15 protein-coding genes and 1 pseudogene are annotated in these 21,448 nt (G+C 42.0%); 8 read left to right on the top strand and 8 right to left on the bottom strand.

Translation table 11 applies throughout. From position 1 onward, the window contains the following. Positions 1-92: 92 nt before the first annotated feature. On the top strand, positions 93-704 hold the full coding sequence (locus ACK8OT_RS12380; RefSeq protein WP_410196828.1) for a TetR/AcrR family transcriptional regulator: 612 nt from the start codon (positions 93-95) through the stop codon (positions 702-704). Between the two features lie 5 nt (positions 705-709). Here the strand turns inward: ACK8OT_RS12380 and sthA are convergent, their stop codons facing one another. Then, on the bottom strand, positions 710-2,140 hold the full coding sequence (gene sthA, locus ACK8OT_RS12375; RefSeq protein ID WP_410196827.1) for a Si-specific NAD(P)(+) transhydrogenase: 1,431 nt from the start codon (positions 2,138-2,140) through the stop codon (positions 710-712). A 520-nt stretch (positions 2,141-2,660) separates the two neighbouring features. On the opposite strand from sthA, the gene ACK8OT_RS12370 reads away from it, so the two are divergent. The 3 genes from ACK8OT_RS12370 to ACK8OT_RS12360 all read left to right on the top strand — a co-directional run bounded on the left by ACK8OT_RS12370 (position 2,661) and on the right by ACK8OT_RS12360 (position 4,488). After that, entirely contained in the window at positions 2,661-3,044 is a 384-nt protein-coding gene (locus tag ACK8OT_RS12370) for a YijD family membrane protein (RefSeq protein ID WP_410196826.1), read from the top strand. Between the two features lie 123 nt (positions 3,045-3,167). Further along, positions 3,168-3,545 (top strand): sirohydrochlorin chelatase, encoded by a 378-nt coding sequence (locus tag ACK8OT_RS12365; RefSeq protein ID WP_410196825.1) that lies wholly within the window; start codon positions 3,168-3,170, stop codon positions 3,543-3,545. Positions 3,546-3,573: 28 nt separating this feature from the next. Next, complete coding sequence (locus tag ACK8OT_RS12360) at positions 3,574-4,488, top strand: LysR family transcriptional regulator (RefSeq protein ID WP_410196824.1); 915 nt, start codon at positions 3,574-3,576, stop codon at positions 4,486-4,488. Positions 4,489-4,610: 122 nt separating this feature from the next. Here ACK8OT_RS12360 and tdh read toward each other — a convergent pair. Next, positions 4,611-4,775: pseudogene (gene tdh, locus ACK8OT_RS12355) on the bottom strand (L-threonine 3-dehydrogenase); the annotation flags it as partial. A 620-nt stretch (positions 4,776-5,395) separates the two neighbouring features. Between tdh and ACK8OT_RS12350 the strand changes: the two are divergent. Continuing rightward, a complete protein-coding gene (locus tag ACK8OT_RS12350; protein WP_410196823.1) occupies positions 5,396-6,064 on the top strand; it encodes a hypothetical protein in 669 nt (222 codons plus the stop codon). Positions 6,065-6,444: 380 nt separating this feature from the next. Continuing rightward, positions 6,445-8,472 (top strand): DNA phosphorothioation-associated putative methyltransferase, encoded by a 2,028-nt coding sequence (locus ACK8OT_RS12345; protein ID WP_410196822.1) that lies wholly within the window; start codon positions 6,445-6,447, stop codon positions 8,470-8,472. Here the strand turns inward: ACK8OT_RS12345 and ACK8OT_RS12340 are convergent. The 6 genes from ACK8OT_RS12340 to ACK8OT_RS12315 are packed head-to-tail and all read right to left on the bottom strand — an operon-like array spanning position 8,459 to position 16,721. Beyond that, positions 8,459-9,514 (bottom strand): cysteine desulfurase family protein, encoded by a 1,056-nt coding sequence (locus tag ACK8OT_RS12340; protein ID WP_410196868.1) that lies wholly within the window; start codon positions 9,512-9,514, stop codon positions 8,459-8,461. The two genes, ACK8OT_RS12345 and ACK8OT_RS12340, sit on opposite strands and share 14 nt — an antisense overlap. Beyond that, positions 9,507-9,959 carry a hypothetical protein gene (locus ACK8OT_RS12335; RefSeq protein ID WP_410196821.1) on the bottom strand — a complete coding sequence of 151 codons (453 nt, stop codon included), beginning with the start codon at positions 9,957-9,959 and terminating at the stop codon, positions 9,507-9,509. Before ACK8OT_RS12335 ends, ACK8OT_RS12340 begins: the two co-directional genes overlap by 8 nt. Then, positions 9,952-12,015, bottom strand: a complete 2,064-nt coding sequence (locus ACK8OT_RS12330; protein WP_410196820.1) for an AAA family ATPase — start codon at positions 12,013-12,015, stop codon at positions 9,952-9,954. Before ACK8OT_RS12330 ends, ACK8OT_RS12335 begins: the two co-directional genes overlap by 8 nt. Then, positions 11,996-12,226: a CxC ATPase DNA modification system associated small protein gene (locus ACK8OT_RS12325; protein WP_410196819.1), complete on the bottom strand. Its 231-nt coding sequence runs from the start codon at positions 12,224-12,226 to the stop codon at positions 11,996-11,998. Before ACK8OT_RS12325 ends, ACK8OT_RS12330 begins: the two co-directional genes overlap by 20 nt. After that, the gene (locus tag ACK8OT_RS12320; protein WP_410196818.1) at positions 12,226-14,379 is read right to left on the bottom strand and encodes a DEAD/DEAH box helicase family protein; all 2,154 of its coding nucleotides are present in this window, start codon (positions 14,377-14,379) and stop codon (positions 12,226-12,228) included. The genes ACK8OT_RS12325 and ACK8OT_RS12320 overlap by 1 nt, the downstream gene beginning before the upstream one ends. A gap of 2 nt (positions 14,380-14,381) precedes the next feature. After that, positions 14,382-16,721, bottom strand: a complete 2,340-nt coding sequence (locus tag ACK8OT_RS12315; protein WP_410196817.1) for a DUF262 domain-containing protein — start codon at positions 16,719-16,721, stop codon at positions 14,382-14,384. Between the two features lie 417 nt (positions 16,722-17,138). Between ACK8OT_RS12315 and ACK8OT_RS12310 the strand changes: the two genes are divergently transcribed. Next, a complete protein-coding gene (locus ACK8OT_RS12310) occupies positions 17,139-18,095 on the top strand; it encodes a DUF4007 family protein (protein WP_410196816.1) in 957 nt (318 codons plus the stop codon). A gap of 2 nt (positions 18,096-18,097) precedes the next feature. Beyond that, entirely contained in the window at positions 18,098-21,448 is a 3,351-nt protein-coding gene (locus tag ACK8OT_RS12305; RefSeq protein ID WP_410196815.1) for a hypothetical protein, read from the top strand.

Genomic DNA, 21,448 nt, shown 5'->3' with positions numbered 1-21,448 from the left:
GACTGTTTGGTCTATTTTATTTTGAATTAGACTTAATGGTCTAGTATTTATTTGTTGAATAATGAGTAACAAACATATTTTTTAGTGTGGTTATGATGAGTAAGAATAGAACAAAAAGTGAAGACAAGCGGCGCTTGATCTTGAAAGCCGCCGTGCGTTTATTTGTTGAGCATGGCTTCACTCAAGTCACCATGGCCAAGATAGCCGAACAAGCGGGAGTGGCTAAACAGACGGTTTATAGTCACTTTGGCAGCAAAGAAGATTTGTTTGCCGCGGCGGTGGAGTATAAATGTGCCAGCTTAGGCTTAGGTGAAAAGCTATTACAAGATGGCAGCGATGTTGAGGCGAGCTTGCTTACTTTTGCAAAGCATTTTGGCGCATTTATCATCGAGGTTGAAACCGTCAACACCCATACCTTGTGCGCTTTTGAAGCCAAGCATGTGCCTAAGCTCGCAGAGATCTTTTTTCGCTTCGGCCCAGAAACGGTGATCACCGCGTTGACGCAATACTTTACTTATCAAGACCAGCAAGGGAAGCTTAAAGTGAGTCAGCCGCGTTGGGCTGCGAGCCAATTTTTAGGCATGGTGATGGGAGAGGCAAGGTTAAGAGCCGAGCTAAATCAATTGGATGAAACTACTCTCGCAGAGCGAGAGCAGTATTTAGCCAGTTGCGTTGCGCTGTTTTTAAACTATTACCGCGCTTAGTTTGATTAAAACAAACGGTTTAAACCATTGAGCGCAGCTACCCGATACGCTTCGGCCATGGTCGGGTAGTTAAAGGTCGTGTGAACAAAATACTCTATGGTATTGCCGCCGTTTTTTTGCTCCATAATGGCTTGGCCGATATGGATGATTTCCGAAGCGCGCTCGCCAAAACAGTGAATACCAAGAATTTCTTTGGTTTCACGGTGGAACAAGATTTTTAAACTGCCCACATCTGAGCCCAAAATTTGCGAACGTGCCAAGTGTTTAAACTGAGCACGTCCCACTTCATAAGGCACCTTTTGTGCGGTGAGCTCTTGTTCGGTTTTACCGACCGAGCTAATTTCTGGAATGGTGTAAATACCCGTTGGAATATCTAAGGTTAAGTTTTTACGCGCCTTGCCACTGACAATGGCTGAGGCGGCAATTCGACCTTGATCGTAAGCCGCGCTGGCTAGGCTAGGGTAACCAATGACATCGCCCACGGCGTAAATGTTCTCCACCTCGGTTTGATAGTTTTCATTTACTTTTAGCTGGCCTCGACCATCTGGAGTCAGCCCGACCGATTCAAGGTTTAACTTATCGGTATTACCGGTACGACCATTGGCAAACAATAAACAATTTGCCTTCATCTTTTTACCCGACTGCATGTGCATCACAATGCCATCAGGGTGAGTTTCAACGCTTTTATACTGCTCGTCATGGCGAATGATAATGCCAGAATTTCTAAAGTGATAAGATAGCGAATCGGACATTTCGGCATCTAAGAATGACAACAAGCGCTCACGGTTGTTAATCAAATCCGTTTTAATGTCCAGTCCTCTAAAGATTGAGGCGTACTCGGAGCCAATCACACCTGCGCCGTAAATTATGATGCTCGAAGGGTGATAATCCAATGAAAGTATGGTGTCGCTATCGTAAACATGGGGATGCGAGAAGTCGATATCCGCGGGGCGATAAGGCCGCGAGCCGGTCGCGATGATGATAGTTTCCGCGCTTAAATAATCGAGAGAGCCATCATTTTTACGCACTTGCAGGGTATTTTTATCAACAAAGGAGGCTTCACCAAAAAATAGATCACAGTTGTTGCGATCATAAAATCCTTTGCGCATGTGCACTTGTTTACGGATCACCGATTGCGCATGGCTTAAAATCTCTGCAAACGTGAGGTGCTTGCGTGGCTGGTCTTCACCAAAAATAGGGTTTGAGTTGAATTCTATCAGTCTGCTTACCGAATGACGCAGGGCTTTTGATGGGATGGTTCCCCAATGAGTACAGCCGCCGCCGACCGAGTGGGCTTTTTCTATGATGGCGACTTTTTTTCCTCGTTTGGCGAGTTTCATCGCTGCCCCTTCACCACCTGGGCCGGTACCTATCACGATGGCATCATAATGCGCCGCTATTTTAAATGGCGTTGCTGTATTGGGTTTTTTACTCACGGGATGTCCTTTTATTTATTATGCTGCACATTTGGCTGTGTCGAGTAGGTGAAAGAAACGATTTGGCATTCGCCAAGGCAATCCTTCTAAGGCAGGAGAAGGAAAAAGCGCAACCCTCGACAGCTTGGCCAAAATAGCAAATTTCACGCTTGAATACTGATTGTTATCGCTATTTTGAGATCAGTTTAACAAGCTGTTGCAGTTAAGTTAATTGGCCTAAGGTCGAAGTGAGCCCAATTTGGGCTTAACTGGTTTGATTTTAGCTGATTGCCACTACTGGGTTAGTGACGAGACGAGAGGTTTTGTTAATTTTAGTGAGTTTGTGGTGAGATCAAAAACTAAACTCACGAATGGTTTAAGCTAATCAAGCGTCAAGTGCTTAAACGTAAAATAATGCGAATTTCACAGGACAGGGTAAGGGATCCGGTTTATTCTCTATAGGGATGTTTTGGTTAAGACGCCTTGGTTTGGTGCTCTATTTCGCCATCAACTTATGTTCCATTTTTCAGGATACTGCCTTATGACTAATACTATTGAACGTAAACCGCTGTTACTCGCCTTTCTAACTGGCTTATGTGGTAATGCATCGCTGGCTGTGCTGACTTCAGCGCATGTTTCCTTTTCAATCTTTCCTATTATTGCTTTCGCTTTTGCTATTTCAGCACTTTGGCAAGCTTATGTGGCTGGGCCTATGTCTGGAGAAACACCGCGCTGTGCCTTAGCCATGTTTTTTATTGGGGCTCTGGGCTATTCCTCGTTTTTACGCGCTGAATTTCCCGATATTGGCCACAATTTAGTTCAAATATTCTTGTGTCTAGGTTTGGCATTTTATGTTGCTGTGAAGATGGGCTTTGGCCAAAATGCCAAGGCCGATAACAGCACAGAGATCAGCCCACAAAGCTAGAGCCTGCTGACGGATCATTAAGCTCCTGCGGGAGCTTTTTTTGTTGATATGAAAAGTGCAGAGATCGGGTTATCCTGTCTTTTCGTAAACCTTGTCTTTGGATATCACACGAGATACAACCCTATGAAAGCACTTGTCGTCATCGCTCACGGAAGCCGTAATCCTTTAGCCAATGAAGAGCTACAAAAAATGGTCGGCTTGCTGAGCGAACAGCCTGAAAATGCTCACTTTGATTGTTTTAAAGCGGGCTTTTTAGAGCTGGCAACTCCGACCATTAGCACCTGCTTGGATGAGCTGATCGCCCAAGGTGTCAATGAAATGGTGATTTTGCCTTATTTCTTAAATTCAGGCGTGCACGTTAAAAAAGATATTCCAAGCGCCATAGATGCCTACCGCCAGCAATACCCTGAATTGCAATTTAAATTGCTGCCGCACTTTGGCGCTGCCGAAGAGATCTTGGATTTAATTACCGCTTTGGTCGCTAAGCCGCCACAAGATTAAGTCTTGCTAGTCACGGAGCCTTTTGCAGATGCAGCCTAAGTTAATTCCACTCCTGCCGGATCTGGCTTCGTTTATCTATGTGGTCGAAGAAGGCAGCTTTACCGCCGCTGCCCATAAATTGGGGGTGACGCCATCAGCGCTAAGCAAATTAGTGACCCGCTTAGAAGCCGCCTTAGCGGTTAAGCTGTTTCAACGCACCACCCGCACCCTGATAATTACCCCTGCAGGTCAGCGTGTCTATGAGCAAAGCTTAGTGATGGTGAATGCCGCGCAGCAAGCCGTGGATGGTTCCATGCTCGAGCATACCGAGCCCTCGGGCTCATTAACCGTGGCCGCGCCCGAAGCCTTTCTAAACTCGGTGTTACAGCCGTTGGTGTTACCGTTTTTACAGCAATATCCGCAAATTCAATTGAAATTGCGCGCGGCCGATGGCGCCATTGATGTGTTTAAACATAACATTGACGTGGCATTTCGACTCACGGATAAACCCGATGAAAACCTAGTGTTAAGGGAAATTTGCAAAACCAATTTGGTGCTCTGCGCCAGCCCGCAATACCTTGCCGAGCGAGGCTATCCAACCCATCCCACCGAGCTGGTGGAGCATGATTGTTTATACCTAGCGGAAACCGACCGCGACAACCTATGGGAGTTTCTCAAGGGTGATGATTTTCATCGCGTCGCCGTAACAGGGCGCTACGCCGTTAACCATGCACAAATGCGCTTAAACGCGGTGCACCAGCATTTAGGCATTGGCATTTTTCACGACTTTGTGGTGCGCGATGCCCTCGCGCAAGGCTCCGCAATTAAGGTATTAGGCGACTGGACCCTGCGCAGTAACTACCACGGTGCCATTGCCATGCAATACCCACAAACCAAATACATGCCAATGCGCCTTAGGGTGTTTATTGACTTTGTATTAGCGCATTTAGCGGTTAAGGCATAAGCCCAAAGAACTAGTCGGAGCAGAAGTTATTTTGCGATAAAGCCATCTTCCATGACTGGAGCGGCTAGGAATGATAGAGGCTCCAAGACTTATGGAGCCCTGAGATTGACACCTAATAACCGTTAGCGCCAATCAAGGATAACCTTGCCCGAAGCCCCGCTACGCATGGTGTCGAAGCCTTTTTGGAACTCATCCACCTTGAAGTGATGGGTGATGATTGGGGTCAGATCTAAGCCTGATTGGATCAATGATGCCATCTTGTACCAAGTTTCAAACATCTTACGGCCAATGTTTTAATTTTCAATTATTTCAGATGGTTAAGTGTTGTGTTGTTCTTTGTGGGGCTAAATTGGGGCGTCTTGAATATAACAAGAATAATCACATTCTCTATATTTTCTGAGTTTTTATGTTGCAAAAGTGCAACGTCAGATCTGCAGAAGTAGCCAAATTCTGTGTAATATAAGATATAGATGTAAAATAGCAAGTGTTGACTATCTTCCTCTAAAGTGAGTGTTAAACGATGTTATGGCACAACACTGAAACTCTGTAGCGATATCTTTGTGAGATGACAAGCTAATCTATGATTTCTGTAATCATGCTCGCTTTCTGCTGTTCATCGGCCTGCAGGGCTAATTGAGTAAAGTTGCTTAAAAATAGTGCGTGTTCTCACATCTGTAAGGATGTTAAGAGCATCTGAGTAAGCTTTAAGGCTCGTGATAGCAATGTTGTAGAAAAAGTGCGGAATTTCAGCTGCTTTTTGTGAGTGCAAGACAATTGATTTTGTAGCTTTTTGTGTATGATGTCAATTCTAGGTATCGTGTTGTCATCTTTTTTGTGAAAACTAAATAGGAGCATCTAGAGAGGTCTCTTGTTTGTTTGGTATCGGTTATTGATAAAGGGAGTTAAAATGACAAAAAATCTAGTTATAGAAGATCATGTTGTACCTCAGTTATTTACAACTGCTATTGAGGCTTATGAGTTCGAACATAAGGCTCATAAAAATGGTAAAGCATATAAAAACTTAGAAACATTTGGGCTTTTATGGGGATACTCAATTCCTCAAAAAGGAGAGTTACCAGCACGCGTAGTTGCTACTATGGCGACAGTTGAAACATCTGCCTTAAGGCATCAAGATTGGGTTAGACCAGATTTAAACTCGATAACTACAAAAAAACAGTTTTTTGAAAAGTATTGGCCAAATATTGAATTAGTGGGGACATTTCATTCACACCCATATGAAAGTTTGAGTATAGTTAATGAAATTAAAGGTTGGAGAGCTTCGGAAGGTGATAAACAATTTTGGCCTTGGTTTCATAAGTTCGTGTCACCTGAACAACCATTACTTGCTCATTTAATTGTTACTATTTCTAAGCTTGAAAAAAAGGGGTGGGCATATCCTGATCGCCTAAAAGGAAAAGATGAATATAAAGGGTATGTTCTTTCTGCAGAAGATAGAAAATTATGGTTGCGCTCATATTCAACCGAAGCATATTTATCTGATGATGATAGATTAATTTTTGAATTTTCAGATGATTTACAACTAGAGATACCGGCTCTTCAAAATAGGTTTTGGTAACAGTGCTTAGCAGATAAAGTTGCAGTAGCGAAGCCGATATTCTCTTCAGGTGTTGAATAAGTGCTGTATTTAGCTTCAACAGTTCTTAGTCCCTGAGTAATGAACGGCTTTTCTTGTTCGCTTGGTAATGTAAATCTTGATGAATAACCAGCTCGAGTCGGAGGAGTTATGGATTTTATAGCTGCCAAATAACAAGTCTATGGTTTTAACTACCGGACAAATTGTGGAGCTTATGTCATTCTTTGTACTCATGTAAGCTAAGTATTAAACTTAAACTCTCTTAGTGATGAAACTATGAGCATTGAGTGGTTACGCTAACTGCTTAATAGACAAAAATGAAGAATTAGTTTTTTCTTAAGACTTGGAACAAATGCTAGAAGATGAACTTTCAATTATTTAAGGAACTAGTCAGACAGGTAAATATTGGAAAACAACTCCCTGACGCCGTTTATCTGCACAGGGACGCAATTAACGCACTTCCTTCTGAACTGCAAGAGTTTATTCCAGCTGTTGCACGAGCGCTTAAACTACCAGATGGAGAATGGAATCTCATCAAGCTGTTTAAGACTGAGTTTCGTATATCATTGCTCCATTATCCAGATTTTTATGTTGAATCCTATCCAACACTGCAGCAGAGTCTAAACGTAGATTTAAGTAGACTAAGCCATAAAGTGACTAGCTATCACTCTTCAGAAAACCCTCCGATTTTACATAGAAAAGAAACAATGATTTTGCCGGATAGTGAGTATCTGGAGCACTTTACCGCGTTGACAGAAGAAGGAGAGAGAGCTGGTTTATATGAAAATACCCGCATCATTGGATTTAAACGTTCATGGTTGAATTTGATTCAGAAAAAGGGGTATAAGCTAGTTGAAGGGCGGTTGATAAAAACTGAGGGCCATGTATCGAGTTTCGCTGATGAAGAGCCAGGGATCGATCGCTACAAAACAGCAATTGTTCGTCATGAGCTATCAGGCCCAATGAAGACATTAGCTAAGCAGGGTTACCTAGATGGACGGTTTTCTATTTTCGATTACGGATGTGGCCGAGGGGATGACCTTAGAGAGCTGGAAGCGCATGGTATCGATGTGCTGGGCTGGGACCCTGTTTTCTCGCCTGATAATGATAAAGTCAATTCAGACGTTGTGAACTTGGGGTTTGTCCTAAATGTTATCGAAGACCAAGATGAACGCCTTGAAGCACTATTGAGCGCTTGGGAGCTCGCAAACAAAGTACTGGTCGTCTCTGTTATGCTGGCTAATGATTCGTATATCGCGCAATTCCAGCCCTATAAAGACGGGGTGATTACGTCGAGAAACACATTCCAAAAATACTACGCACAATCAGAATTCAAAGGGTACCTAGAACGTTCTTTGCAAGAGGATGCTATTGCTGTCGCACCGGGCATCTTTTACATATTCAAAGATAAACTAGAAGAACAACGTTACCTCCAAAGTAAGTACCAACGGCACCATACTTGGCAACAACTGACATCGCCTCAACCTATAGAGAGTAAAGATAAATCCAAATTGGTCATCAGCCAAAATAGCACTCTTTTTGATGATTTTTGGAACGTATGCCTAGAACTTGGCCGGGTACCGGCGAATGACGAATTTAGCCGTTCTGAAGAAGTGAGAAGCTTGATTGGTTCTCATAAAAAAGTGTTTGGTTTACTTCAGGAAATGTTTGATACCCAGGAATTTGCTAATGCAGAGAAATCTCGAAAAGAGGACCTACTTGTCTATTTCTCTATGGGGTTATTTGACAAACGGAAACCCTACACACAACAGCCTGAAAGCTTAAAGCGCGATATTAAAGCCTTGTTCGATGATTATCGTACGGCCATTAATCTCGCGACCGAGTTGCTATTTGCGATCGCAGATACGGAGCTCATTGGAGAGCAGTGTGTCAAAGCTCATCAGCAATTACCGGCGAGCATCCTCAATGAAGGACATTCTCTCATTTTTCACAAGAGCTATATAGAAAAGTTACCGCTTCTTTTACGCGTTTATGTTGGCGCAGCATTGCAGATGTACGGTGAGCTCGATGACGCCATTGACTTGATCAAAATACATATCAACTCTGGAAAGCTTACCTTGACTCAATACGATGATTTCGAAAAATCAGTCCCGTATTTAGTCGAAAGAACGAAGATAAAGATGGCAGATCAAGATATCGATTTTTTTGATTATGTTGATAAAGGACGATGCCCCCCCTTACTCAATAAACATTTGTTGCTTGATAAACAGAGTGAGCAGTATGACAAGCAAAAGCGCTTTGATCTTCGGCTATCAAAGCTCTTAGGGACAACGGCAACCGACGAAGTAATTTTACATCGGCAAATGTTTGAAGAGCGATTGCTTCAAGCTGGAAAAACCGTTTCTGGTTTTCGGATTAACTCTCGCTGAGTTGGTATGGCGGGAGGCTAATTCGATAAGTGCGTCGTGCAATTTCTTCGGACATGCCAATCGCTGTCAGGACATGTGAAGCCACATTTGAGAGCGCATTGCACGCAGAACCTTGGGAAATTAGCCAAGGGTGCTCGCTCGTAAAGCGCTTCACTTCTTCATCAGAATGGAATGTCACACTCCACGTCGACGGCACTACGAATGCTCCGCCGTTCCTTGTAAAATCAAACTGAGCAATGACTTCAAGAAATTGCTTTTCGATGGGAGCTGATTTTGTTGGATACGATTCAACTGCCGCAGCGAGCCCTATAATCAATGGGGTAGGGGAGGTGCCGCCTCGCAGCCCTGCTTCTTGGCCGCCGCCGTGGATCAGTGGGACAAGTTCAGAGTCTCTGGCGTCCCGTACGTAAAGTGCGCCTATGCCTTTCGGACCATAGATTTTGTGACCTGATAACGAGAGCATGTCGATATCCATATCGTCTACGTCGATATTACACTTGCAAAAGCTCTGCGCAGCGTCAGTGTGAAAGGGGATATTGTGCTCAAAAGCTATCGCACCAAAATCTTGTATAGATTGAATTGTCCCGAGTTCATTGTTGACATGATGGATGGAAATTAAAATGGTGTTACTTCGTATCTCTGCGGCAAGAGATGAAGGCGAGATGCGCCCATCCCGGTCGGGTGCAAGGTAAGTCACTTCGAAGCCGATTGACTCGAGAAATGCACAAGTATTAAGAATACACTTGTGCTCAATTTCTGAAGTAATTATGTGGCCTTTTCTATCTAGATGTTTGAAAGCAATGCCTTTTAGAGCCAGGTTGTTCGCTTCGCTAGCCCCGCTCGTAAATATAATCTCGCTCGGTAGCGCTCCTATCTTCTCAGCAATACACTCTCTTGCTTGTTGGATTGCCTGAGCGCTGAGCCGCCCGGCTTGGTGAGTCGATGACGGGTTCGCAAACTTGTCACTCTCCCAAGGCTTCATCGCATCTTGAACGTGCTGCGAGACAGGCGTAGAAGCTGCATAATCGAAATAATTATTCATTTTCAACTAAGTATTCTAATGTTTGCTTAAATAATATATTGGATACTAATGATTCTCCTATATTGTTCATTATCCAGCTATCAATGTGCTTTAAACCGCTATTGCAATATCCTTCAAAGATGCCAATCGCATCCTTTAAATTTTCATCTTTAAGCATATCCAGAGAAGGTTCTTTAGCAAGTGCTATAAGGTATATATAAGCATCATGCCCGGTGGTAGCATAAGTCTCCAACAAAATTGGTGTGGTTTTTGCCTTTGACTCAATCGGACAATAGTCGTCAAACTGATATCCTACTAGCGCAGCAAAAACCATCAACTCTTTTACAGTGCTAAAGATTTGAGTGTCAGTTTTTGCTCCTTTGGTTTGGCAGAACCGCTCTTCTAAGCCCTCAAAACGAGCATCCCTTCTTATTGGTTGCTTACGCCAATCAATCATTTCAGCCATGGATTGGAATCTCCTCAATGGTTACCTTATCAAAATCACTGCCAAATCGCACAACATCGTATTCATTACCATTCACGCAAAGTTTTGTAGGATATTGGCCTTTGAATTCAGTTTCAGTTAAGACTGTATGCTGAACTAGGTTATATTCCTTGCCTAGCTTATGACGAATTCCTTTGTCGGTATGTGTTTCAGTCCATTGAGCTTGAGAGAACATGAAGATAGATTGATCTACTTTATCTGCAATATAACGAACAAGCTCTCGCCCATTATCGGGGCCAATAAAAGCAAGTATAGAGTCTGCTATAAATGGAGCGGTAGTGCCAGGAGTGAGTAGATGTTGCTTACTATTAGCTCTGTCTTTTGAGAACTCAATTAGAGCGACAATAAACGAAATAGCAAGCATAGCTTGATAACCGTTACCAGCAGCTACTCGCTTACCCTCTTTATCCACTATAGACCAGGTAAAACTTCCGCCGTGGGTGTTAGAGTCTTTCTTAACTGTATAACCATTAAAGGCGACCTGGCTAAACAAATATTGCATCTTGTTCAAAAGAATTTGATCAACACCTTGCTGTGAGGAGGTTATAGCATCTTCATACAGCTCGATTATCTTATCTGTCGCTATAATCAAGTTACGGACTTTTTTAGCTTTGGGTTGGCTTGAGGATAAAATGTTCACACGGCCATCAATCTGTTTTATATCAATCTCTTTTTTTCGAATACTCTGCTCCAATAGTGGTACCTGACGGCTTAGTTGGTCATACTTAGATTTAGCTGAATCTTTGGCTTGTTCGATTATTTTGATATCATCAATGTCAGACTCAACAATCGTATGACTTAAATCTTTTATACTGTGTTCAAGTTCATGGATTGCATCTTCGCGATCATCAATATCAGCCAATATCTTTTCCATACAGGATTTCGGCAGTGACAGATTGTTAAGCTTTTCTTGTAATTTAACAGCTAGCCTCCACCGACGTTTAAGATCTGGGTCTACAGCATGTTTACCTAGTTCTTCTAGAAGTCGTGCAGCTTGACTCTCTTTTCCAATGTGAGAACCACAGATGCATTCATTATTATCCATGATCTCGCGTAGCAATTGCTTATCTACTGTATAACGTAACGACTTGTTTAGTTCTTCAGTGTTTATGGCTGAAAGGTCAACCGTAGCAAGTTTCTGGCTAAATGTATTTAGTGCCCAATCTGGTGTTTTCTTATTTTTATCAGACAGTAATTTATTATACTCTCGCTCGAAGTCACTCAGCAATTGCATCTGTTTATTGCGAACTTTGAGCTTTTCTTCGATCGTTGTTTTATCAAAATGGGCGAGCTTAGCTATCTGAATTTCATATTCTTTATTAACACTCTCGTGTTCAATTTTCTTTTTTTCTAGGAGATCCTTGTCTCGTTCTAGACTTGAAATTAAGTTTTCTTTGTTTGCCAACAAAGTCTCGATTTCATTGTTTGTATCATATTGCTTCAGATCTTTTTGGTAACCTGTTTTTACCGTGTTTAAGTGTCTCAGTGTTGTTTTAGCAACAGTTAAGCCTAATACCTTTTCAATAGCATCTTTGATATGAGAGAAATCATTTTGGCTACTTAAAGTACCAGTTCCTTCACCTTGATAGAAAAAATACTGGGACATTTCTTTCGGTAAGAAGGTATTAATTAGTGTATTTGGGTTATCTTCCGCTTTTTCGGCATAACAACCATCTTTTATCTCATATACACGGAGGGTAGTACTTGATGGAATTTTTCTTGTCTGAGTCCGTTGAATCTCTAGTATACGGTTTTCATGTTCTAGTTGTACGCTAACCGAAAAGGTATTGCTACCTTGGGCTGCGGCATGCTTGTTTAGAAGGTTCTTAGGATCGAGTAAGTTTTCAGTGGTTTCCTCATAGAGGCACCAGCGCAGAGCATTGAGTAATGCTGTTTTACCGCCATTATTTTCTCCGTGTATTAGTGTCACACTGCGCTCGGGATCTACCGAAAAATCTATCGATTGCTTACCATAGAATTGGCGAAAGTTACTGATCTCAATCTTTATTAGCTTCATTTACGATATCTTCCGCATTCATTTCAATAATTTCTTTGATTTTTTGGATATGGCGCGCTTGCACCAAATCCCCGTAATAAAGCTCTTTCTCAAACTGCATCACTTGCAGTGCCGCTTTATGAACAGCAGACTTCTTTGAATAATCCTGATGAGCAATCTGTGTTTCTTTATCAACTTCCTTCAATAAAGCTTTAAAATCATCAATGTTCATTAATAGATTCCTAATTCAATGATTCTTTTCTCAATTTCTTTTGGGTTGAGCGCTGTTAATTTAAAGTCCTCTATTCTCTGCAACTCAGCACGGCACAAATTCTGACTAAAGTTATTTACAACCCCTGGTAAGGGGAGAACAACAAAGTCCACTATTAAGGCTTCTTTTTTTCCTGCTGCTTTTCGAAGAACACGACCTCTTCGCTGCACATACTGCCTCGGATTACGAGTACTAGCCAAAATAAATGCACTTTGACACACAGGTACATCAATTCCTTCATCAAGAACTTTCATCGCAACCAAAGAATCAATGTGCTGTTCTTTGAAGCTATTCATAATCCTACGTCTCTCTGACGCTGTCTCTTGAGATGTAAACTTAGAAACCTTACAACCATATTCATGCAGACAGTTGGTTACTTTGGTTATATAAGGGGTGTTTTCTCCTGGAGCGGAGCCTTCACCGACATAAATTAAGGAATGTGTTAGTGATAGATTAGGGTTGTTTTTTAAATAACCTAATAAAGCCGGCAGTTTTCCTGAGCACGTCGCTAGAATTCTAGATCTTGCACCACACATATTGGTTAGCATTGACTGCTCATCGCTTGATAGCTTTGCAGATTTAGCCTTGAGGATCAGCTTCTGAATTTTTGCGGAATAATCTTCGTAGGAATCTTGTTCTTCCTCATTCAGATAGACTGGAACAAGGTCGTATCGGTAAGGGGTAAGTATGCCATCATTGATTGCATCATTTAGCGAATATTCACTAATTATTCCTTTAAAATACGAAAGTAGATTTTGCCTAACCGTATCCGGGAATGGAGAGCCCTCTATTTCATCATCATCAGTTCGAAAAGGGGTGGCTGATAATCCTATACGATAACGAGCGGGAGGCAATGAATCAAAATAGCCTTGACTACCAAGGTGATGGCATTCATCACCAATTATTAATATATCTTGAGGAGATAGTTTGACTATCTTAGATTGAAATATATCTGATGACAGTGTTTTGTTAACAGCAATAACACAAATGAAATCTAAAGTCCTTGTACGAAATCGCAACAATTTTTTATCTAATGCGGTTGCCCACTTATCAGAGCCATCGTAACACTGAATAGGGACGATGTTGAAAGGCGCTAACTCTTTTACCCACTGGTTGGCTAATTCTATATAAGGAACACTAATAATGGCAAAAGTGGCTTCACCATTCTTATGACGCTCTTCATATAATTCAACCAGAGCTGAGATAGATGTAAATGTCTTACCTGAACCTGTTGCCAGTTTAAATAAGCCATTGTAATCTGCTTTTCGCCAGTTCTCTATCGCCTCGATTTGATGTGGAAATAACTCAAATGCCCGACCTTTTATCATCAAGGGTTTTCGGGGGGTCTTAGTTTCAATGTTTAGTTTTGCTAGCTGTTGTTCCGATTTAGGGAAGCTATATGAAAAGAAAGCCTTTGTAGCCTTAGGAAGGCTAGATGTTGGAAATAATTCTCGACTTAACGCTTCAATATCAACACCGAATTGAATTTTTTTGTAAGCCTCTGAATCGATAGTGACAACTTTTGCTCTCTTCTTGTTATTGTTCCAAAGAGCATTGAAGTTATCAATTTCTACTTGTCCATAGTCGGAAAAAGATTCACGCCAACTGAAAAATAGTGAGACTTCCTCGGAGTTGTATTTAGACAAACCAGCAAGGGTTTCATTTGCTGAACCACTGAAAACGACAGTTTCATCTTGCTGGTAAAAGATCCCAATTTTTTTGTGGAACATGCCTCGATGAGTAAAGGCAAATTTTATTTCAAGTTGTTCCTTAGCAACTAAATATGTAAGCAGCTTTAAATTTTTATTTTCACTTTCTAGTAATAAGTCAGCTAATTTAAATGATCTGGTTTTACAGGGGGTTGATACCCCCTCCATAACCGCTTCATACTCATTATCAGATAAAGGGTCACCAATAATTAGCCTCATTTTACCTTCTTTAAGTATAAACTTATCGAGGCCTTGAGCTGCAGAAACTAATACATCTGATGAGAAGTACCCAACGGCTCTATCATAACGTTCTGCAAGAGACAGCAAGGGGATGTGTACACAATCTAGTATATTATCTTCATCTGAATCATATTTAGTTTTGAGATCAAGTTCTGAGAGCTTCATTGTTATTCCCAATCAAGCCATTGTGTAAGATTTCGCCATGCATTAGTTAGCAGTAGAGTACTTCGTTCATTAATTTGTTGCTTTCCCCATTCATCAGCAAATGTAATATCAGAAAACTTTTTCTCGAGCATCAATAAGGAAGCATGGCGCTTGGCTGCATCAGTAATTTGCCCTTTTGCTTGCAAGATATCTTCAATATTGTTGATTGAGTCATTAGCTAAAGCTTGGAGCAAATGTTGCTTTAGGTTATACCAAGAAGGGGGATTAATAATCGAAACACCGTTTCGAGCATCAATTAAAACATTACCTATCTTGTTGAACTCTTCTGGGGGGGCGATTTCCTTATCACCCCATCCCTCAGTGGATCCACCTTTGTATACTTTCTTAATTGCGTCTTTTCTAGAAATTAATTCCCACATCATAGTAGTCAGATAGTTAGCACTTGGCTTATTTGAAAGCACGTGATTAACACCTTCAAGCTCTATTCCGTGCATACAAGCTAATAGAAGTAACTTGATGCTCTTCAAATTGATCAATATTTGCTGCTTAGAACAGATATCCAGCCATTTATCTTCGACTGCATCTTTCAGTGAACCTTTTGAGTTAATCTTGGCTTCAAGCTCTTCCCTAAAATAAGTCTTGATAGCGTCAGCGTTAAATCGATCAGACGTCAGCGGGCCATTACTTAATTGGTACCCTTTTTGGTCATCACGAATACCACGCTCATACAGCTTTTTATACACCGTATCAATACCATCAGCACCACCGCTCATTGCGCGCCAAAGTACACTAAATGCAGTTACAGCCTTAAGCACTTGTGTGAAATCAGAATATTCCGTTCCGGCTGCTTCAAACTTTTCATCAACTAGTACAAACTGTATCAATAGGCTTTGAACGATGTCATGCTTCATATCAACAAGATAACGTAGACATAGGTTCGAAATATCTTGGTCGCTTGGCGCCACTAAGCTCCCAACATCAGGCACCGCAGCTTGCCAGTGATCAAACAAAAAATCTGTCGTAGTAGCAAGCTGAGCTAAATATTCATCTTTAAGTTCATAGTGACAATTGTCATAACTCTTGAGCATTGCATCACGCTGATCTCTCAAGCTAGTAACTTTGACTTTACCTTCATAAGCACGAACAAATGCTAGTATTAATGCTTTCGTTTTAAGGTTTTTTTCTTTGCTCTTAATGATGCCTTCAAAGCGCTCGGTTATGGTATTGAGAACTTCCATTGATACTTCAAGCTCTTCTTCGGGGGCTCCATTTCTACGTTTATTCCCGATGTGTTCAATGACCTTAGGAACAAATGTTTCAATGGCAGTTAGAGGTTCCCCCGTAGTGTTCAGAGCTTCAAACATATCAAATGCATACGACTCATTGTTGACTTCGACATAAGTAAGACAGACTCGGTGAAGTAAAAACTTTGCAAATGCTGCAATATAAATTACCTCTGCCACTTTAGGATGTGCCTCAGAGGCCTTTTCTAAGTCTCCATCAATAGGAAAATCTAAACATATATCTAATGTTTCAATATCGACCAAATCACTAATGTTGATTTTTTCTTCTATTTCACCGTCAGGCGATTTAAATTGAAATCCTTTTTGGACACAATCAAGCTGCTTTCTAATTTCCTCAACGTTTTTTACTACACGTTTAGCAGTAACGTTCATAGAGGATAGATCTAAAGGGTTAAATACAGAGCTATCACGTTGCTCAACAATGTGACGCTGATAAGCACTCAACAATTCAGATATAGGACTGTCATATTGCGCCTTTTTTTCACTTCGTCCCCAGCAATCGACTTGTGAACGAATAATTTTAGGAAGATATTTGTAAACTTCATGCTCTGCAGTTGTCTCTATGACAGTATTAGAAGTATCGATTTCCAATTGAGAAACCACTTGCCGCAACTCATCAAGTACATCTCTAATGTCTTCGTCTTGTTCAGAGGCAATCGCCTGCTTCAAACTTGGCAAGAGAATTCTCAACCTTTCATTGAGACAAAGAATCATCAGGATTAGCGTAGAGAGACGCTGTTGTCCATCAATGATCAGTTTGATGTGTGTAGGCTTATCTTTTTTTATTAATGGGTAAACTGTCAGCGCAGAACTATCGTCAACACTCAGTATAGAGCCAAGGAATATAATCGCATCTGGCGACTCAAGAAGATTTCTAAACACATTCTCACAATCAGAAAACAGGTCTCTAATATGGCTTTCTTCCCATGAATATGGTCTCTGATAAGCAGGCATATAAAAACCTGTGTTTTTACGTTCGCAGATCACATCAAAAACTGATTGAGGTTCTGCCTTAAAAATGTCTAGAGACTTTTGCATAAAAGGTATATTCCAGCTGACAAAATTTTTGAAATGAACAAGCTATACACATTACTAAAACTGCTCTTGCTTTATTCTTTTACCATATAAAGTCGTGAATACTTATATGGTTGGCATTAGCTTACTCTGTTTAAATCGATTAATAAGCAGTGTAACAATGTAATGTACTTGATTCTAAAGGTGATTTACAAAAAAATGTGTGATTGTAAATGCTGTTTTTTGATCGGGCACTAGTTTCAAGCTCTAGGATAATAACATGGCTTCAACATGTAAGAATCGAAGAACTACCTCTTTTTAGGAATAATGCATATTCCTAGTAGAAAGGAGGAATTTATTGATAAAGTAACTAGACCTAAGAGACTCTATCTGTGAGAATCCTTGTTTGGATAAAATCTCCAATTCAGCAAGGTATACACATTGAACATCGAATCTACGACACTGAAATTTTCCGGACATCAGACTTTTCCTATCCGTTATGGGTGGATTTACAAGATTATTCAAGAGGTTGTAAAAGGTGAGTCCCTTTCTAGTAAGTCGAACATCGAGCAACAGATGCAATCGATGGGCATGGGCAAAAATATGGTATTGTCTGTACGACATTGGATTCGTGCGTTGAATTTGGTGGTTTGTATCGATAACAAGCAGCAAATTTATCATCTGACCCCGCTTGCTGAGCAACTGTTCACGAATAAAAATGGTCATACCGCATATGACGAGTACCTCGACAAAATAGGCACAACTTGGCTCCTACATTGGTTGCTGCAATCGATCGAATCAACTAAAGCTGAGCTCAATGCGTCAAGATTTTTCTTTAATTATTTCAATGGAATAAAGGTGAGAAAAGACTCTTTAGCGACTGAGGTTAAAGACGCTCTAGCCAATCACGAAAAAGAACTCACAGAGGTAACTTTGAGTAAAGACATCGATTGCCTTTTGCAAATGTATGCCCACAAGTCCTTGCAATCGAGCAAAGTCAACGAAGACAGCTTTACTTCTCCTTTTACAGAGCTTGGTTTGCTCAAGCAAGAGGACGCAAAGAGCTACCTTGCCGAACTTGCTCGTCGTCCCTCGTTACCGGTTGAAATTTTCACTTATGCATTGATCGACTATATGAAGCGCAAACATCAAGATAGCAAGGTGAACACATTATCTTTTGATGCGCTGCTAAATGATGTCGGCTCTCCGGGCCGAGTCTTCCGTCTTTCTTCAGCAGGATTGAGTGACAAACTGGATCAAGTTGAGACACTCACCGACGGTAAAATTGCTTGGACCGATACACAGGGTTTAAGACAAGTGCAGCACTCTTTTGACAGCATCGATAGCATAGACCCAAGCCTGTACCTTAAACACTACTACAAACCAGAGGAAAAATAAGCGTGACTCTCAGTAAACAATACTCTATCGCTACACGCCATCAACGTTCTACCCGTATCGATAGTGACTTGAGCGCCGACTTTTTTCCTGGATTGGTTTACCACGGCACTGCACAAGCGTCCTTAGAAACGCTCTTTCGCCAGTACGGCCAAACCCGACAAAGTGCCTATACATTAACGGGCGCCTACGGCTCTGGTAAATCGACGGTGGCGCTACTTATGGCGGGTCTATTGCACGCTGACTCGGATATCCGCAGTGCCGCAATCGACACTATTAATGTAGAATCACATTCGCTATTAGAAGAGAGTGCTCCCTATCAAAAAGGGTGGTTACAAATACGTGCAGTAGGTGGTGTTAGTGGCCCGGTCGAATCTTTTTGGAATGCCACGCTGAGAGCGATTGAGGAGCACCCAAAGACGTCTCCGGCCATAGTGCTTAACAAGTACCGTAAAGCCAGTGTGAAGAGTGATAGTGAACTAATCAGCACTTGGAAGGCTCTCTTTGACGATGCCGCACCTTATGTCGATGGCGTGCTGATCATTGCTGATGAAATGGGTAAAAGCTTAGAGTTTATCAATCGAAGCGGCGGAGATTTACACTTATTCCAAGACATTGCAGAAGAGCTCTCTCGCATTGATACCCCGGTCATCTTTTTAGGTTTGTTACACCAAGCCTTTAGTGAATATGCCAAAGAGCGCGGCACTAAGCTGCAAGATGAATGGGCTAAAATTCAAGGCCGCTACAGCGACATTCTTTACAATGTCTCGACGGATGAAACCGTCGCGCTTATCAGTAATTCAATCAAAACAACGTCGCCACATCGCAGTGGTGATGAGCTTGTACAACGTGTACTCGCAGCACTAGAAGACAAGCAACAGCGTAAAGAGTTGTTACTCACGCGCCTAGAGCAATGTGTTCCCCTTCATCCATTAACCGCATTGCTCCTAGGGCCTATTGCCAAGAGACGCTTTAGTCAAAACGAACGCAGCACGTTTAGCTTTTTGAACTCGCACGAGCAATTCAGTTTCCAACTTTTCTTGCAACAAACGAGTGACCAAAACGCGCGATACGATCTGAACCATCTGTGGGATTACCTTGAAGCCAACATGGAACACGCCATATTGGGCTCCCCGGATGGGCATGGTTGGGCAACAGCGGCTGACGCAATAAGAAAAGCACTCAAACATGATTTTTCTCCACAATGCATCGCCTTACTTAAAGCGATCTCGTTAATTACCCTGTTTGGTAAGTCTGCCAATCTAACCGCGACGGAGTGTTTGCTGCTTACCGCCACCGAGATCACCGATAAAAAGCAGCTTAAAGAGTGCTTACAGCAGCTCAAGGAGGCCTCGTGCATCGTTTTTAGAAAGTACTTATCGGCTTGGGTTGTCTTTGAAGGTTCCGATCTCGATATTGCCGGCTTGGTGGAAGAAAAAGTCGAACAACTGCATAACAGCTACGAAGCCGTTGAGCGTATTCAATTTAGCTCCCAAGTGATTGCCAAAGGCCATTATCACGAATTTGGTACATTGAGATGGGCCGCTCAAACCGTAGCCATGCAGCTGAGTCATATCGATATGCCGACCCTAACCGGCTCGCGAAATGGTGAGTTTGCAAACTTCTTGTTATTACTCAAAGCAGAACCCGAAGAGCGCCTACTAGAGCTGACACGCAATGACAAATCATTGATGATCGCATGCGCGCCTAATGCAAATGAGATTATTGGTTTAGCCAATGAAAAGTATGCTCTAGATCTCATCAAAAGTGACAAAACCACCGGCGCCGCTCTGACACACGACAAGGTTGCAAGAGAAGAGCACAAGGCTCGCTCGTTCAACGCTCAATCCGCTTTAGACGCCGCGTTGTCGACCGCCTTTAATCACGCACGATGGATACACAATGGCGCGGTCTACGACAAAGAAACAATGAGTGAAATCGCCACCTTTGCCGCTGACAGTATTTTTCATCAAACCCCTAGAATACTTAACGAACTCGTTAACCGTAACAAGCTTTCTGGTACGGCTGTTTCTGCTTTGAAAAAGTTGCTAGAAGCGATGCTTGATGAAGAGGAGCAAGAGGACTTGGGTATTGAAGGATTTCCGCCTGAGAAATCCATGTATATCAGCTGCTTAAAAAATACCGATATTCATTCAGCGGAAGGTGAAAAGGGGCTGCATTGGTTTAGAGACCATCTAGACAAAAACTTAGATGCCGTATTTGCTGCAGCGGAAAAGAGTCTAAAAGATCGCAAGGGCAACGAGGTCGATTTATCGGAAATTACAGAGCTTTGGGCAAATGCGCCTTTTGGTTTAACAAAGGGGGTCATTCCCATCTTCTTGCTCGCGTTTTTGAAATCGATGGGCGAACAAATCGCCTATTACGAGAAAGACATGTCTGGTGAATTTGCCTTCATTGCAGAACCTGACAGTGACTATGTGCATAAGTTGATAAAGAATCCGGGCGACCTTGCCGTCAAATACATTGTGTTAGCGAAGGATGAAAAAGAGTGGCTGCAGCATCTTGCCATTTTCGCGGCGTCTGAAACAAATCGCGATGTTTCCAATAACATCCTCTCTGTCGCAACGCCGTTAGTCACGACCTTGCACAACCTGCCACACTGGGTGAAAAATGCGCACCATATTGTCCCAGACAACGACGAACGCAACAGAACTTACTTGAGAATTCGGGACCTATTTTTACAAGCGAATGACCCGCATACACTACTCATCAAAGACCTGCGTAAAGAATTAGTCGTCTTTGGTGCCGATGATTTTACGAGTCAAATCGATGTGTTAGAAGACTGCTTTAAGACATTAAGACAAAAGCACGAGCAGATGCTTGCAGCGATTAAAAACAAGGTGAAAACCATTTTCCCTGAAAGCGGTAAAGAGCTTGCGGAAATGTGCCAGTACGTTGAGCAAAACTCTGGCGACTTGCGCTTAAAAGCGTTTGCTCGCGAACTCGCGAAAAGTGACACCGGGCTGCTACAATGGCTGGAAAGCATGATTCAAATCGTCATTGGACGCGGAAAACAGAACTGGAACGAAGGCATACTTCAAACCGCATCAAACAAAATCAGTGATTACGCCCAAGACTTTTTAAGTGTCGTGAAGTCACAGCGCAGTAGTAGTGATTCAGTCTCCCCATCAGGTAAAACAAAGCTGGTCTCTCTCGTTTTAGAAGGGGAAGATGGCAAACTGACATCGTTCAAACGAGAAATCAGAGCTGTAGAAACAGAAGAGCTGAAAAGCACTATGAGCAGCATTGAACGCCAGCTCTCAGAGCTTGATAATTTCCATAAAATCAACCTATTACAACAACTACTCAAAAAATCGCTCGAAGCGCAAAGTTAA

The sequence above is a fragment of the Motilimonas thetidivivens genome, from assembly GCF_046452435.1.
In the GTDB taxonomy this organism is placed as follows: domain Bacteria; phylum Pseudomonadota; class Gammaproteobacteria; order Enterobacterales; family CBDFNC01; genus Motilimonas.
The sequence above is the reverse complement of the archived record's forward strand: the minus strand, read 5'-3'. Positions and strand labels throughout refer to the sequence as shown.